We start from the raw sequence: 14,932 nt of genomic DNA, 5'->3' as shown, positions 1-14,932 counted from the left end.
GAGAACCGATGATCGACGAGCAGGACCCGCACGGCTACGGCGACAGCACCCGGTGTGTGCACGCCGGACTTCCCGAGCCCGAGCCGGGCCAGCCGTTCCTGCCCGGTCCGGTGTTCGCCGCGCCGTACCACCTCGACCCGGAGGCCGGTCAGGGGACGAACCCGAACGGCTACGGTCGCCCGGACAACCCCACCCGGCGCGCGCTCGAATCGGCGATCGGTGAACTGGAGGGCGGCGACTGTCTCGCCTTCGCCAGCGGGCAGGCGGCGATCAGCGCGGTGCTGCTGGCACTGCTCAAGCCCGGTGACGGCGTCGTGCTGCCGACCGACGGCTACTTCCCGGTACGGGCGTTCGCCACCTCCACCCTCGCCACCATGGGCGTACGGGTCGAGTTCGCGCCGACGGCCGGACCGTACCCGTCGTTCGAGGGCGTACGGCTGTTGCTGCTGGAGACGCCGGCCAACCCCGGCCTGGACGTCTGCGACGTGGCTGAACTGGCCAACCGGGCGCACGCCGCCGGGGCGCTGGTCGTGGTGGACAACACCACCGCCACCCCGCTCGGCCAGCGTCCGCTCGACCTCGGCGCGGACCTGGTCGTCGCGTCCGGCACCAAGGCGTTGACCGGCCACTCCGACCTGTTGCTCGGTTACGTCGCGACCCGCTCCGCCGAGCTGCTCGACCCGCTGCGGGCGTGGCGGGCCACCACCGGCTCGGTCCCGGGTGCGTTCGACTCCTGGTTGGCGCACCGGTCGCTGGCCACGCTCGACCTGCGGCTGGGTCGGCAGAGCGCCAACGCGGCCGCGGTGGCGCTGGCGTTGAGCGAGCGGTCCGACGTCACCGGCCTGCGGTGGCCGGGGCTCGCCGACGACCCGTCGTACCCGGTGGCGAGTCGGCAGATGCGCCGGGTGCCGGGGGTGCTCTCGTTCGACCTCGGTGATGCCGACCGGGTGACCCGGTTCCTGCGGGCAGCCAAGCTGGTGTTCGCCGCGACCTCGTTCGGTGGCCTGCACAGCAGCGCCGACCGCCGGGCCCAGTGGGGCGACGACACCCCGGCGGGCTTCGTCCGGCTCTCCTGCGGCGTGGAGGACACCGCCGACCTGGTCGCGGACATCACCGCGGCACTCGACGCCGCCGGCTGAGAAGACCCACGCCCGGCGCGGACGAGGCACGGCCGGCTACGACGGCGACCCACGGCCCGCTACGACGAGGCACGGCGGAAGCCCCGATCGGAGGTGATCGGGGCTTCCGGTGATGCTGTGGTGCTGGTCGCGCTTGCTCGGTCGAGGCCGCCGAAGTCCCCACTGGACCGGGCCGGCGCGGTGTGGCCGTGGTCGTTCAGGTGCCGGTGCGGCTCGTCAGTCGATGATCGGGCCGGCCGGTACGGCACCGGCGAACGCCGACCAGGCGGCAGCCGGGAAGGTCAGGATCGGGCCGCCCGGATCCTTCGAGTCCCGGACCCCGATCGCCTCGGTGGTGACGGCGAACTCCACGCAGGCACCCTGGTCGCCACTGCGGCTGCTCTTGCGCCAGGCGGCGGTCGCGAAAGCGGCCATCGTGGTGGTGGTTGGAGCGGACATGTGTCTACCGTCCCTTCAGGAGGTTGGAGATCAGCTTGCAGCTCTCCTCCGGGCTCAGGGCCACGGTGCGCAGGTGCTGCATGATCTTCGTGCAGGTGTCCAGCTCGGGCGTGGTGTCGAAGGAGAGTTGTCCCGCGACAGTCTCGACCGAGGCCAAGGGTTGATCCTCTGGGCCGAATTCGAGGATGTGCAGTGATCCCCTGGTGCCGCGGTGGTAGCCGGCGCTGAGTGGGATCACCCCGATCGTGATGTGCGGTATCTCGGAGATCTTGATCAGGTGTTCTAGCTGCTCCGCCCAGACGTCGTCGCCGCCGACCCTGCGCATCAGCGCCACCTCGTCGATCACCGCGTCCAGGACCAGCGGCTCGGGGGTGGCGGCCAGCCGCTTCTGGCGGTTGAGGCGGAACTGGACCCGTCCCTCGATCTCGTCGTCGGTGAGGATGTGCGGGCCGCCGAGCATGATCGCCCGGATGTAGTCCGGGGTCTGCAACAGCCCCGGCACCAGGGACGGTTCGAAGGACTGGATGTAGGTCGCCTCGGACTCCAACGCGATGAAGTCCGCGGTCCTGCGGTCCAGCAGGTACGAGTACGACACCCACCAGCCGGGCTTCTTGGCCTCCTTGGCCAACTCGATCGTGCCCTTCAGCCCGTCTTCGTCCACGTTGTAGTGCGTGAGCAGGGCACGGACGGTCGCCGGGCTGGGCAGGCTGAGTGCGTTCTCGTATCTGGACAACGTGCTGCGGGTGCTGTTGATCTCCTCGGCCGCGCGTTCGAGGGTCAGCCCAGCAGCCTCGCGATAGGACCTGAGGGCGATGCCGAGGCGGCGGGCGCGGGCGGTCTTCGGTGCCATGGAGCGAGTTTGACACAGGTCGGCGAGAAAGTGTGCATGAGAGATCGCCCATGAGAGTTGCATTCACGCTTTCACGGATGGCAACCTGTGTTGGCGTCCTCGCTGCCGGTGGTCGTGTCGACGGTGGCGGCGAGTGACGGAAAGGGGAATGAGGCGCACGGTGGTCGGGGACTCCCCCGTACCCGGCCGCCGTGTGCCCCACCGCCGCGGAACCGGAGGTGTCGGATGACAGCGACCCCCTGTTGGCCTCGTGTTTCGCGTTGCCGATGGTGTACGCGGCCGGTGCTGCGAGACAACGACGGCGCGTGGATCCATGCCGACCTGGCATACGTCTGCCGGGACCGTTCCGGCGGCCTGGCCGGCACCACGGCCGAACCCGAGGCGGTGGCCCGCCATGCCGGCTGACCAGGACGAGGAGCAGGACCAGTGCCCGCAATCGCGCTCGTTTCCATGCCCGCAACCGCACCGGCACCGGCTCCGGTGCCCGCGACCTCCCCGGCCGCCGCGACCGTCGCGGCGCCTGCCGCCGTCCCGGTCCCCGCGCAGGCCGCAATCCCTGCAGCGGCAACCGCACCCGTGCCGACCCGGCCGTGCCGGTCGGTCCGCTCGATCGGCGCCGGTAGACCGCCCGTGGTGACCCGTTATCTCGTCGTCCTCACCGACGTCCGTCCACTCGGCATGGAGGGGCGCAACGAGCGGGTGGAGCCGGAGCGCCGCCGCCAGGTGGTCGGCGCCACCAGCCGGGACGCCGCGGACCGGATCGCCGGCGCGTTCGCCGCGCTCGGCATGGTCCGGGCCGGACGGCAACGGGTCAAAGTCATCGCCGTCGGACGGCGATCTCCCGAACCACACTGAATGCCGGGGTTCCCGGTGGTCGAGGTCCCCGACCACCGTGACCCTGGCCCGCGCCGCCCCGGGGCACCGGCTGGTGCCCGCCTGGCCGAGAGCCCCGGGGCGGGTCCGCGGAACCGCACGTCGCGACCGTGACCGCGACTCCGCGCAACCGCGCTTTACGGCCGTGACCGCGACTCCGCGCAATCGCGCTTCGCGTGCCCGTACGGCAGAGGTTTGCGGACCGCCCCATACCATCGCTCCGGGTGAGCCTGGGGCCTTGATCGAACTCCCGGCCTATCGACCCGCGCGGCGGCCACGCAGAGTAGGGTCACCCGCGTGACAAGCCCACGGAAGACCCGCGTCGCAGTCGTCTTCGGCGGTCGTAGCACGGAGCATGCGATCTCCTGCGTGAGCGCCGGAAGCATCATCAACGCCTTGGATCCGGACGAATACGAGGTGGTGCCCGTGGGGATCACCAAAGCCGGAGAATGGGTGCTGACCAGTGGTGACCCACAGCAATTGGTCATTACTGACCGTAATCTTCCTGAGATCACCGCGAGCGCCGGAACCGCCGTCGTGCTGCCGGCCGACCCGACCGGCAGCGGCCTGATGGTGCTCGACCCCACCGACGGTCCCGCCGCGCTGGCCGACATCGACCTGGTCTTCCCCGCCCTGCACGGCGCGTACGGCGAGGACGGCACCATCCAGGGCCTGCTGGAGATGGCCGGCATCCCGTACGTCGGATCGGGTGTCTTCGCCTCGGCCGCCGCCATGGACAAGGAGTTCACCAAGAAGCTCGCCGTGGCCGAGGGCATCCCCACCGGCCCGTACGTGGTGCTGCGCAGCGGGATGACGCTCACCGAGGAGGACAAGGAACGGCTCGGCCTGCCGGTTTTTGTCAAGCCCTCCCGGGCCGGATCGTCGTACGGCATCACCAAGGTCTCGGACTGGGCAGACCTCGATGCGGCGATCGTCACCGCCCGCCAGATCGACGTGAAGGTGCTGGTAGAGGCGGCGATCGTCGGCCGGGAGATCGAGTGCGGGGTGCTGGAGGGCGAAGCCGGGGGCGGCCCCGAGGCATCCCTGCTGGCCGAGGTACGGGTGGCCAACGACCGCGAGTTCTACGACTTCGAGGCCAAGTACCTCGGCGACGCCTGCGAGTACGACATCCCCGCCGGGCTGCCCGACCGGGTCACCCGCCAGGTCCAGGAGTACGCCTGCCGAACCTTCACCGCACTGGACTGCGCCGGCCTCGCCCGGGTCGACTTCTTCGTCACGCCCGACCTGGACATCTACCTCAACGAGATCAACACGATGCCGGGCTTCACCTCGACCTCGATGTTCCCGCAGATGTGGGCGGCGGCCGGGTTGGAGTACCCGAAGCTGGTCGACCGGTTGATCCGTACCGCGCTGCGCCGCGGCACCGGCCTGCGCTGACCGTGTGGGTGGCGGGGGCGGCTCAGGAGGTGCAGCCGGTCGGTTTCGTCTCGGCGGACGGGACGGCGGCGACCACCGGCTCGGCGACCGGTGCGATCCACTGCAGCGGCGGGTCGTAACCGCGGGGCACGGTGACCTGCACCGGCACCTCGCGGTCCACGGTGACGAACACCGTGGCGTCCGTCTGCTGCTGCGCGTGCCAGCAGACCGAGTTCACCACCCAGACCTGGTCGGTCGGTGGGAACGAGGGGAGCGGGGTGCCGCAGGCCACGGTGACCGCGGGGTCGCCGTACGCGGCGTTCTGCTCCGGGCCGGCGGTGACCGGCCGCTGGGCCAGCTCGCCCAGGCTCGCCGGAAGCCGGCTGAGCAGGGCCCGGCAGACCGTGGCCGCCCGTTCGCCGAGCGGCACCGCGGCCACCGGGACCGGTGCGGTGGACTGCACCCGCGGGGTGGACGAGGTGGCCGACGGGGTCGGATTGGCGGCAGCATCGGAGTCGGGTGCCAGCCGCCCGAAGGCGAACAGCGCCACGAGCACGGTCAGCGGCAGCGCGACCACGGTCGCCCAGATCGCCGCCTGCCGCCCCGAGCGGTCCGGCCCCACGGGCCCGACCGCCGCGCGGCCGTCGTCTGCCACTCCGGATCCGTCTGCCACGTCGGATCCGTCTGCCACGTCGGATCCGTTCGGTTCGTTCGGTTCGGTTGGTACGGGAACGGGCGCTGCCATCTAGAGCCGCACCACCGAGCAGGTCAGGGTACGGGTGATGCCGGGCACCAACTGGACCTTGCTGACGATCATCTTGCCCAACTCGTCGACCGTGTGCGCCTCGGTGAGAACGACCACGTCGTACGGCCCGGTCACGGCATCGACCCGGACCACGCCGGAGATATCCGTGATCTGCGCGGCCACGTCACGCGCCCTTCCGACCTCGGTCTGGATGAGGATGTACGCCTGGACCACGACCCGACCTCCGTCCGCCGCCGAGCGGCTCGACCGTGAAAATACCGTACGGAGTGGGTCGGATCCCCACCGGTGGTCAAGGGAGGCGCAAGTGAGCGTGCGGAGCGAGCGGATCGGTTGGTGTCGTGTGACGGGACACCGCCCGACGTGCGATGCCGGGGTCGGCGCGTGAGCGTGGCCAAAGCTGGTGAGTTCGGTCTGATCGCCCGGGTCACCGCCCGGCTGGGCAGCGGACCGTCGGTGCTGCTGGGGCCGGGGGACGACGCCGCCGTGGTGGCCGCACCGGACGGGCGGGTCGCCGCCTCGACGGACGTACTGGTCGAAGGGCGACACTTCCGGCGGGACTGGTCCTCGGCGGTCGATGTCGGGCACCGGGCCGCCGCCGCGAACCTCGCCGACATCGCCGCCATGGGCGCCCTGCCGACCGCGCTGCTGGTCGCGCTCTGCATCCCGCCGGACCTGGAGGTGCGCTGGGCCGAGGAACTCGCGGACGGGCTCGGCGCGGAGGCGGCGCTGGTCGGGGCGAGTGTGGTCGGCGGCGACATGTCGTCGAGCCCGACGCTCACCATCGCCGTCACCGCCCTCGGTGACCTGGGCGGCCGGGCGCCCGTCGTGCGCAGCGGCGCCCGGCCCGGCGACGTGGTCGCCCTCGCCGGCCGGATCGGGTACGCCGCAGCCGGCTACACCGTGCTCTCGCGCGGATTCCGTACGCCGAAACTGCTGGTGGAGGCGTACCGGCGGCCGGAGGTGCCGTACCGGGCCGGACCGCAGGCCGCCCGGCTCGGCGCCACCTCGATGATCGACGTGTCGGACGGGCTGCTCGCCGACCTCGGGCACGTGGCCACGGCCAGCGAGGTCGGCATCGACCTGCGCACCGCTGCCTTCGAGGTTCCCGCGCAGATGCGGGACGCGGCGCACGCCCTCGGTGTCGACCCGTACGCCTGGGTGCTCGGGGGTGGGGACGACCACGCCCTGGCCGCCACCTTCCCGGCGCACCTGGCGCTGCCGGACGACTGGCGGGTGATCGGGCGAGTGGTCGACGGGAGCGGGCTGACCGTCGACGGGAAGGCGTACAAGGGTCCGGCCGGCTGGGACCACTTCCGGTAACCGGCGAGGTCCGGTGGATAACCGTTCTCCGGTGAGATCTTCGCGACCGGGATCCGGATCAGTAAGGGACGGCTGCGGCCGTACCCTTTACGGGTGAGTGAGATCGAGATCCGCGTGGTGCGCTACGACTCGCTGGTTGCCCAGCAACTCGTGGCCGACGCCCTGGCCGACCTGGGCAAGCGGTACGGCGGCAGCGGTGACGACACACCGGTCGAGCCGGCCGAGTTCGAGGCGCCGTCCGGGGCGTTCCTGGTCGCGTACCGGGGTGGGGAGCCGGTCGGCTGCGCCGGCTGGCGCAGCCACGGCGACGCGGGCGACACGGCCGAGCTGAAGCGGATGTACACCACCCCGGCGGCTCGGGGTCGGGGGGTGGCCCGCGCGGTGCTGACCGCGGTGGAGCGCTCCGCCCGCGAGTACGGGCGCAAGCGGCTCATCCTGGAGTGCGGCGACCAGCAGCCCGAGGCGATCGCGATGTACCAGGCCTGCGGTTACGTCCAGATCGAGAACTTCGGCTACTACCGCAACGAACCCGGCACCCTCTCCTTCGCCCGCCCCCTCTGACCCCTCCCGCGAGCCACTCCTGCAGAGGCCGCCACTCCTGTAGAGAATGAGTGGTCATTCCGGCGGATGAAGCCCCTCATTCTCCACAAGAGGGGCTTCGTCGCATGGGGGAGGGATGTGGGAGGGGTACGCAAGTAGCCGTCGGGTCCTGGGGGACCCGACGGCTGATGCTTGGGTGGTTCGGTGGGGTGCCGGACCGGGGGGACGCGGCGAACGCGTCAGGCGCGGACGACCTTGCCGGCCTTGATGCAGGAGGTGCAGACCTGCATCTTGCGGGTGTTGCCGCCACCGGCCGGGGTGCGCACGGTCTGGATGTTCGGGTTCCAGCGGCGGTTGGTCCGCCGGTGCGAGTGGGAAACGTTGTGGCCGAAGCCCGGCCCCTTGCCACAGACGTCGCACACGCTAGCCACGGGATACTCCTGGGATTGATCGTTCATGAAGTTGCCGGCAGGGTGCTGTCCGGGCAACCTCGTCAGGTTACCCGATGCCCTGCTCGGCCGGCGAATCGGCTCCACCCACCCGCTCGTCGAGCCGTCAGGAAGGGCCCGTTCCGGGCGTCAGGAAGGGGCTCGTACCGGGCGACAAACGATAACAAGCGGCCCTTACTCGGGCGGCCGTCGCGGCGACGGGCGGGCGTCGGGGGCCACCAGTAGGCTTCACGCCGTGCTGGACACCCTCGACGCCGCCGCTGTCCGGCGGTGGTGCGCGGGCGGGCTGGCGGCACTCAAACGGCACCAGGCGGAGATCGACGAGCTGAACGTCTACCCGGTGCCCGACGGTGACACCGGCACGAATCTGGTGCTCACCCTCACCTCGGCACAGCAGGCGCTGGCGCTCGACCTGGACAACTCACCCGAGGCCACGCAGACGGGCGAGCAGAACACCGGGCCGGTCCCGCAGAGCCCGCACGGGCGGGTGCTGCGGTTGATGGCACGGGGGGCGCTGCTCGGCGCGAGGGGCAACTCCGGCGTGATCGTCTCGCAGATCCTGCGCGGCCTGGCCGACGCCCTCGCCACCTCGACGGCGGTACGCGGACGGGACCTGGCACGCGCGCTCGGGACGGCCAGCACGGCGGCGTACGCGGCGGTGGCGGTGCCGGTCGAGGGGACCGTGCTGACGGTCGCGGCGGCAGCGGCGCAGGCGGCGGTACGCCTCGACAGCGACGACCTGGGCGAGGTGACGCGGGCCGCGGCGGACGCTGCCGCGGACGCGTTGGCGCGTACCCCCGAGCAGTTGCCGGCGTTGGCCCGCGCCGGGGTGGTCGACGCCGGTGGGCGCGGCCTCTGTCTGCTGCTCGACGCGCTGGTCGAGGTGGTCACCGGTGCGGCCCCGAGCCGAGCCGCGCCCACCCCGCCGCCGCCCGTGCCGGCCCCGCCGGTCACCGCCGTCCGCGAAACCGGCGCCGAGACGTACGCCTACGAGGTGCAGTTCCTGCTCGACGCCGAGCCGGCCGCGGTGGAGCGGATGCGGGCCGTGCTCGCCGGGCTCGGTGACTCGCTGGTGGTGGTCGGCGACGACGCCGCACCCGGTGCGGTGACCACCTGGAACGTGCACGTACACGTCAACGACGTCGGCGCGACCGTGGAGGCGGGGGTCGCCGCCGGCCGGCCGTACCACATCACGGTCGTGCGCTTCGCCGACCAGGGCAGCGGTGTGCCGGTCGGGGAAGCGGCCGTGGCCGAGCCGTCCCGCCCGCAGGGCCGGGCTGCGGTGGTGGTGGCGCACGGTGCGGGGCTGGCCGAACTCCTCACCGCCGAGGGCGCCACCGTGGTCCGGGGCAACCCGTCGACCCTGGACTTGCTGAGCGCGATCCGGTCCACCGGGGCAGCCAAGGTGGTGGTGCTGCCCAACGACCCGAACACCCAGGCGGTGGCGAACGCCGCCGCCAAGGAGGCGTACGGCCACGGGGTCAGGGTGAGCGTGGTGCCGACCCGTTCACCTGTGCAGGCACTGGCGGCGCTCGCCGTACGCGACCCGGGGCGCCGGTTCGAGGACGACGTCATCGCGATGGCCGAGGCGGCCGGGGCGTGCCGGTACGGCGAGGTCTGTTACGCCACCCGGGAGGCGCTGACGGTGGCCGGCCGGTGCCAGCCCGGTGACGTACTGGCGCTGGTCGAGGGCGAGGTGCACCTGATCGGCAGCGAACTGGTGCCGACCTGCGCCGGGCTGCTCGACCGGATGCTCGGTGGCGGCGGCGAACTGGTCACCCTGCTGCTCGGTGCCGACGCGCCGGCCGGACTCGCCGACTCCGTACGAGCACACGTATCGCGCCGCTGGCCGTTCGTGGAGGTGCACGATTATCCCGGCGGGCAGCCGTTCTACCCGCTGCTGGTGGGGATCGAATGACCGAGCGGAGAGAAGGCATGACCGAGCCGTTGACGCCTGACACACCGTCAAAGGCGGCGCCTGACACGCCGCTGAAGCTGACGCCCGACACGCCGCTCAAGACGCCGCTCGGTGACAAGACGGCCAAGGCGCTCGCCAGTCACCTCGACCTGCACACGGTCGGTGACCTGCTCTACCACTTCCCCCGCCGGTACGACGAGCGCGGCGAGCACACCGACATCCGGTCGCTGGAGATCGGCGAGCAGGTCACCGTGCTCGGCCAGGTGCAGCGCACCACGGTCCGACCGATGCGGCAGCGGCGCGGCAACCTGCTGGAGGTGATCGTCGGCGACTCCTCCGGCGGCACCCTGACCCTGACCTTCTTCGGCAACCAGGCCTGGCGGGAGCGGGAGCTGCGTGCCGGCCGGTGGGGGCTGTTCGCCGGGAAGGTCACCGAGTTCCGCGGCAAGCGGCAGCTCAACGGCCCCGAGTACGTCCTGCTCGGCGAGGGCGTGGCCGACGGTGAGGTGGCAGCCGCCGAGGAGGTCGAGGAGTTCGCCGGTGCGCTGATCCCGGTGTACCCGGCCGCGGCGGCGGTGCCGACCTGGGTGATCGCCCGCTGTGTCCGGGTGGTGCTGGACACGGTGACCATGCCGGAGGATCCGCTGCCGGCGACCATGCGGGCCAGCCGCAACCTGGTCGGGCTCGGCTCCGCCCTGCGGGAGATCCACCGGCCGGCGACCAAGGAGGACCTGTACCGGGCCCGGCACCGGCTCAAGTGGGACGAGGCGTTCGCCGTACAGCTGACGTTGGTGCAGCGCAAGCACCGCGCGGCGGCGTGGCCGGCGCGACCCCGGCCACCCCGCGACGCCGGCCTGCTCGCCGCCTTCGACGCGCGCCTGCCCTACGAACTGACCGAGGGTCAGCGGGCCGTCGGCGAGGAGATCGCCACCGACCTCGCCACCGCGCACCCGATGCACCGGTTGTTGCAGGGCGAGGTCGGCTCGGGCAAGACCGTCTGCGCGCTGCGGGCCATGCTCCAGGTGGTCGACGACGGGGGACAGGCGGCGCTGCTGGCGCCGACCGAGGTGCTCGCCGCCCAGCACTACCGGGGCATGCTCGACCTGCTCGGACCGCTCGGCCGTGCCGGTGAGCTGGACGGCGACCCGGCCGGGACGCGGGTCGCGCTGGTCACCGGGTCGCTCGGCGCGGCGGCCCGGCGTGCCGCGCTGGAAGAGGTCGCCGCCGGCCGCGCCGGCATCGTGCTGGGCACCCACGCCCTGCTGTACGAGGGGGTCGACTTCGCCGACCTGGGGCTGGTGGTGGTCGACGAGCAGCACCGGTTCGGGGTCGAGCAGCGCGACGCGTTGCGGGCCAAGGCCGAGCAGCCGCCGCACGTGCTGGTGATGACCGCGACCCCGATCCCCCGCACGGTCGCGATGACCGTCTACGGCGACCTGGAGATCTCCACCCTGGCCCAGTTGCCGCGCGGGCGTTCGCCGATCGCCTCGCACGTGGTTCCGGCCTCGGAGAAGCCGGCGTTCCTGGACCGGGCCTGGCGCCGCCTGCGTGAGGAGGTCAACGCCGGACACCAGGCGTACGTGGTCTGCCCGCGTATCGGCGACGGCCCGGCGTCGGCCGAGGAGGCACCGGCGGACGAGTCCGCGAAGCGCCCTCCGCTGGCGGTGACCGAGGTGGCGCCGCTGCTGGCCGAGGGGCCATTGCACGGGCTGCGGATCGGGGTGCTGCACGGCCGGCTGCCGGCGGACGAGAAGGACGCGGTGATGCGCTCCTTCGCAGCCGGGGACCTGGACGTGCTGGTCGCCACGACGGTGGTCGAGGTGGGTGTGGACGTACCGAACGCCACCGTGATGGTCGTGCTCGACGCCGACCGGTTCGGCGTCTCCCAGTTGCACCAGCTCCGCGGCCGGGTGGGCCGGGGTTCGGCCGCCGGGCTCTGCCTGCTGGTTTCCGAGGCCCTGGAGGGTACGCCGGCCCGTGAGCGGCTGGACGCGGTCGCCTCCACCTCGGACGGCTTCCGGCTGGCGGAACTGGACCTGGAGCAGCGCCGCGAGGGTGACGTGCTCGGCGCCACCCAGTCCGGTCGCCGTTCCCACCTGCGGCTGCTCTCGCTGCTGCGCGACACCGACCTGATCCGGGATGCGCGGGCCGAGGCGATCACGCTGGTCGACGAGGACCCGGAGCTTGCCGGTCATCCGGCGCTCGCCGCCTCGGTGGCCGCCCTGGTGGACGAGGAACGCGCGGAGTACCTGGAAAAGGGCTGACCCGACAGAAACTCGCGGGCGCACCGACCGGATGGTCAGTACGCCCGCGAGCTGTTGTTGGTTCAGTTCACCTGCGTCGGCAGGATCAGGCGGTGAAGGTCAGCCGGCGACGGCGGGCCACCACGAAGAGCACGACACCGACGGCGAGCAGCACCAGGGCACCGGCGGCGATGCCACCGGCCGCGGCACCGGTGACCGGCAGACCGCCGCCACCGCCCCCGCAGTCCTCGGGCTTCTCCCAGGCGATCGGCGTGGTGTCGTCGAGGCCTTCGGCGCTCGGGGTGACGGTCAGGCCCTCCGAAGCCGGGAACTTCGCGGTCTCGGTCGTGCCCGGCGCGACGGTCAGGGTCTTCGGCTCACCCGTGCTGGGGGTGAGCGTCAGGGTGACCGGCTCGCCGTCCTCCGGGTTGCTGATCATGAAGATGAGTTCCTCGCAGGTGGACTCGTAGCCGCCCACCGGCTCGCCCGGCTCGACGCAGTTCTCCGGCTCGGCCCAGGTGATGGTCTCACCGACCTGCTTGTCACCCTCGGTGATCTTGATTTCGCCGGCATTGGCCGGTACGACGATGTCGTCCTTGCTGGTGCCGGGCTTCAGCGTGTAGGTCTTGTCGAAGCCGGTGGCCTTGACCCGGAGCACGGCGTCCGCGGTGGCGTCCTCGCCGTTGCTGAGGGTCACCGCGACGGTGCCGTCGCAAGCGGACGAGGTGGACGCGTTAGGGCTGCTCACCTTGGCCGGCGGGGTCGTCGGCGTCGTGGTCGGCGTGGGGGTGGGGGTGGGTGACGCCGACGGAGTGGGCTCCGGGGTGTCCTTGTCGCAGGTCCCCTCCAGGGTCACGTTGCCCTCGCGGAGGTCCTGCTCGCGGAAGCCGTCGCTCCAGGTGGCCTTCACGTCAAGCTCGGCCTTGGTCGTGGTGCCGGGAACCCGCTGGGTACCCACGATCGGGGCGTCGACCGGGTAGTCCTTGTTGCGGACGATGCCGTCGATCGGAGCGTCCTTCGGGGTCGTGCGGATGTAGTGCAGCTTGAACGTGTCGGAATTGAAGTGCAGGGTGCTCTCGACCTTCCAGGTGACCACCCACTCGCCGGTCTTGGTGTCGCAGACGGCGCTGCCGGAGGGCACGGAGATGTGGGCACTGGCGGGAGCGGCTACGGCGACTGCGGCCGCGAGGCCCACGAAGGTGGCCCCGAGTACGGCGAGCGGCCGCCGGAACGACAGCTTGGGACGGATCACGCGTGACTCCTGAGGGGTGAAAGCTTCAGGACACGACGAGGAGTGGCGGGAACGGTCGCTGCCGAATTAGGGCGCGACCCGCGTTGACGCCTCCCCGACGTCGTACGCCGGGCAAATTCGCACCGGCACAGCGCCCGACCTTAGCGATGTCGACGGAGCAGCAACAGCCTTGAGCAGCAGTTAAGGATTCTGTTATTCATTCGAGATAGTCGACGTGGTGCGAAGTTCCTCGGGAATTTGCATCCAGGTACATGTTCTGCATTTCCGTACCGACCCGACTGCTCAGAGTGATCGGCGTCGATCATCCGAAGTGGTCGGTCGATTCTGCGACGAAAATGCCGAGGGCGCGTCGACCGGTTGGTCGACGCGCCCTCGGACTCTTGGTTCAGGTGCGCGGTGGAACGGTCACACGGATCAGGCGGTGAAGCGGACCCGGCGGCGACGGGCCACCACGAAGAGCACGGCGCCCGCGGCGAGCAGGACGGCCGCGGCGGCGGCGATGCCACCGGCGGCAGCACCGGTCAGCGGCAGGTCGCCCTCGCCGGCACCCGTGCCGCTCGTGCAATCGGCCGGCTTCTCCCACGCGACCGGCGTGGTGTCCTCCATGCCCTCGCTGCTCGGCGTGACGGTCAGGCCCTCCTCGCCGGGGAACTTCGCCGTCTCGGTCTTGCCCGGCTCGACGGTGATCGTCTTCGGCTCGCCCTTGTTCGGGGTGAAGGTGACGGTCACGGTCTTGCCGTTCTCCGGGTTGCTGACCTCGAAGAGCAGTTCGTCACAGGTGGAACCGAAGTTTCCGGTCGGCTCGCCCGGGGGGACGCAGTCGGCCGACTCCTTCCAGGTATACGCGTCGCCAACCGCCTTGCCCTTTTCGGTGACCTTGATGGTCCCGGCACCGGCGGGTACGACGATCGGCTCGCTGTTGCTGTTCGGCTTGACCGAGACGGTCTTGCTGAAGTCCTTGGCCGAGACGACCAGTTCGACCGGGACGGTGGCGTCCTTGCCGTTGTTCAGGATGACGGTGACCGTGCCGTCGCAGTCCGAGGAGAAGCTCGCGGTCGGCTTGGTCACCTCCTGCGGCTTGGTCGGGGTGGCCGACGGGGTCGGGGTCGCCGGGGTGGTGGGCGGGGTGGGCTTGGCGCAGGTCCCCTCGAAGGTGATGGTCTTCGAGTAGGTGGGCTTGCCCGAGAACTGCGGCCAGGTGAGCTGGACCGACAGGCTTGCCGACTTCTCGCTGGCGGGCACGCGCTGCTCGCCCTGCAACCTGCCCCAGTTGTTCTGGTCAGCCATGCTGCCGACCCGTACCGGAACCTGGGCGTCCACCTTGATGTCGCCGGTGAGCGTGGTGCCCGCAGGGGTCAGCGGGTCGACCTTCTTGACCTTGGCCTTCTTGGTGTCCATGTCGTTCAGGACGGTCCAGTTGACGACCCATTCACCGGTTTCGGTGTCACAGCGGTGGGTGCCTGTCAGGGCGCCAGCGTGCGCGCTCGCGGGGGCGGCGACAGCGAACGTCGCGGCGAGGCCGACGAAGGTGGCCCCGAGGATGGCGAGCGGTCGCCGGAGCGACAGCTTGGGATGGGTCACGCGTACTCCTGAGGGGTAAATACGTCAGGGCACGACGTGGGAAAGCGCGGGCGATCACTGCCGCAAAGTGGCGCGACCCGCAGTGGCGCCTCCCCAACGCCGCGCACCGGCCAATCAGAGCCGGCACAGCGCGAGACACTACCGATTACGGGCGTATTGAGACAGTCTTGAGATCATTCGGCAAAT

Annotated in this window: 15 protein-coding genes; 8 read left to right on the top strand and 7 right to left on the bottom strand. The window is 71.2% G+C overall.

The genetic code is table 11. The features are described from left to right. The first annotated feature begins 8 nt into the window (after nt 1–8). A complete protein-coding gene (locus tag AB0J90_RS28230; protein ID WP_363601060.1) occupies nt 9–1,139 on the top strand; it encodes a cystathionine gamma-lyase in 1,131 nt (376 codons plus the stop codon). Nucleotides 1,140–1,355: 216 nt separating this feature from the next. Here the strand turns inward: AB0J90_RS28230 and AB0J90_RS28225 are convergent, their stop codons facing one another. Together AB0J90_RS28225 and AB0J90_RS28220 are read right to left on the bottom strand one after the other, a co-directional pair. Next, nucleotides 1,356–1,577, bottom strand: coding sequence for a DUF397 domain-containing protein (locus AB0J90_RS28225; protein ID WP_363600887.1), 222 nt, complete (start codon nt 1,575–1,577; stop codon nt 1,356–1,358). A gap of 4 nt (nt 1,578–1,581) precedes the next feature. Then, nucleotides 1,582–2,427: a helix-turn-helix transcriptional regulator gene (locus tag AB0J90_RS28220; protein WP_363600885.1), complete on the bottom strand. Its 846-nt coding sequence runs from the start codon at nt 2,425–2,427 to the stop codon at nt 1,582–1,584. A gap of 282 nt (nt 2,428–2,709) precedes the next feature. Here AB0J90_RS28220 and AB0J90_RS28215 point away from each other — a divergent pair, with 282 nt between their 5' ends. From AB0J90_RS28215 to AB0J90_RS28205, 3 genes are all read left to right on the top strand, one after another. Further along, nucleotides 2,710–2,832: a hypothetical protein gene (locus AB0J90_RS28215; protein ID WP_281278644.1), complete on the top strand. Its 123-nt coding sequence runs from the start codon at nt 2,710–2,712 to the stop codon at nt 2,830–2,832. Between the two features lie 228 nt (nt 2,833–3,060). After that, complete coding sequence (locus tag AB0J90_RS28210; RefSeq protein WP_363600883.1) at nt 3,061–3,282, top strand: hypothetical protein; 222 nt, start codon at nt 3,061–3,063, stop codon at nt 3,280–3,282. A gap of 315 nt (nt 3,283–3,597) precedes the next feature. Then, nucleotides 3,598–4,698 carry a D-alanine--D-alanine ligase family protein gene (locus AB0J90_RS28205; protein WP_363600881.1) on the top strand — a complete coding sequence of 367 codons (1,101 nt, stop codon included), beginning with the start codon at nt 3,598–3,600 and terminating at the stop codon, nt 4,696–4,698. A 22-nt stretch (nt 4,699–4,720) separates the two neighbouring features. Here AB0J90_RS28205 and AB0J90_RS28200 read toward each other — a convergent pair whose 3' ends face one another. Together AB0J90_RS28200 and AB0J90_RS28195 are read right to left on the bottom strand one after the other, a co-directional pair. Then, nucleotides 4,721–5,422, bottom strand: coding sequence for a DUF3515 family protein (locus AB0J90_RS28200; RefSeq protein ID WP_363600879.1), 702 nt, complete (start codon nt 5,420–5,422; stop codon nt 4,721–4,723). Next, complete coding sequence (locus AB0J90_RS28195) at nt 5,423–5,656, bottom strand: Lrp/AsnC ligand binding domain-containing protein (protein WP_326560463.1); 234 nt, start codon at nt 5,654–5,656, stop codon at nt 5,423–5,425. It abuts the gene before it with no gap. 168 nt (nt 5,657–5,824) lie between these two features. On the opposite strand from AB0J90_RS28195, the gene AB0J90_RS28190 reads away from it, so the two are divergent. Both AB0J90_RS28190 and AB0J90_RS28185 read left to right on the top strand, forming a co-directional pair. Further along, nucleotides 5,825–6,763 carry a thiamine-phosphate kinase gene (locus AB0J90_RS28190; protein ID WP_363600877.1) on the top strand — a complete coding sequence of 313 codons (939 nt, stop codon included), beginning with the start codon at nt 5,825–5,827 and terminating at the stop codon, nt 6,761–6,763. A 93-nt stretch (nt 6,764–6,856) separates the two neighbouring features. Next, nucleotides 6,857–7,324, top strand: a complete 468-nt coding sequence (locus AB0J90_RS28185) for a GNAT family N-acetyltransferase (RefSeq protein WP_363600875.1) — start codon at nt 6,857–6,859, stop codon at nt 7,322–7,324. 218 nt (nt 7,325–7,542) lie between these two features. On the opposite strand, the gene rpmB is transcribed toward AB0J90_RS28185, so the two are convergent. Then, a complete protein-coding gene (gene rpmB, locus AB0J90_RS28180; RefSeq protein WP_326560460.1) occupies nt 7,543–7,734 on the bottom strand; it encodes a 50S ribosomal protein L28 in 192 nt (63 codons plus the stop codon). Between the two features lie 253 nt (nt 7,735–7,987). Between rpmB and AB0J90_RS28175 the strand changes: the two genes are divergently transcribed. After that, nucleotides 7,988–9,670, top strand: coding sequence for a DAK2 domain-containing protein (locus AB0J90_RS28175; protein ID WP_363600873.1), 1,683 nt, complete (start codon nt 7,988–7,990; stop codon nt 9,668–9,670). 17 nt (nt 9,671–9,687) lie between these two features. Further along, nucleotides 9,688–11,934, top strand: a complete 2,247-nt coding sequence (recG, locus tag AB0J90_RS28170; protein ID WP_363600871.1) for an ATP-dependent DNA helicase RecG — start codon at nt 9,688–9,690, stop codon at nt 11,932–11,934. 85 nt (nt 11,935–12,019) lie between these two features. On the opposite strand, the gene AB0J90_RS28165 is transcribed toward recG, so the two are convergent. Both AB0J90_RS28165 and AB0J90_RS28160 read right to left on the bottom strand, forming a co-directional pair. Beyond that, nucleotides 12,020–13,165: a cell wall anchor protein gene (locus tag AB0J90_RS28165; protein ID WP_363600869.1), complete on the bottom strand. Its 1,146-nt coding sequence runs from the start codon at nt 13,163–13,165 to the stop codon at nt 12,020–12,022. Between the two features lie 414 nt (nt 13,166–13,579). Beyond that, entirely contained in the window at nt 13,580–14,746 is a 1,167-nt protein-coding gene (locus tag AB0J90_RS28160) for an LPXTG cell wall anchor domain-containing protein (protein ID WP_363600867.1), read from the bottom strand. Nucleotides 14,747–14,932: the final 186 nt, after the last annotated feature.

The sequence above is a fragment of the Micromonospora sp. NPDC049523 genome, assembly GCF_040676775.1.
Lineage (GTDB): Bacteria > Actinomycetota > Actinomycetes > Mycobacteriales > Micromonosporaceae > Micromonospora_G.
The sequence above is the reverse complement of the archived record's forward strand: the minus strand, read 5'-3'. Positions and strand labels throughout refer to the sequence as shown.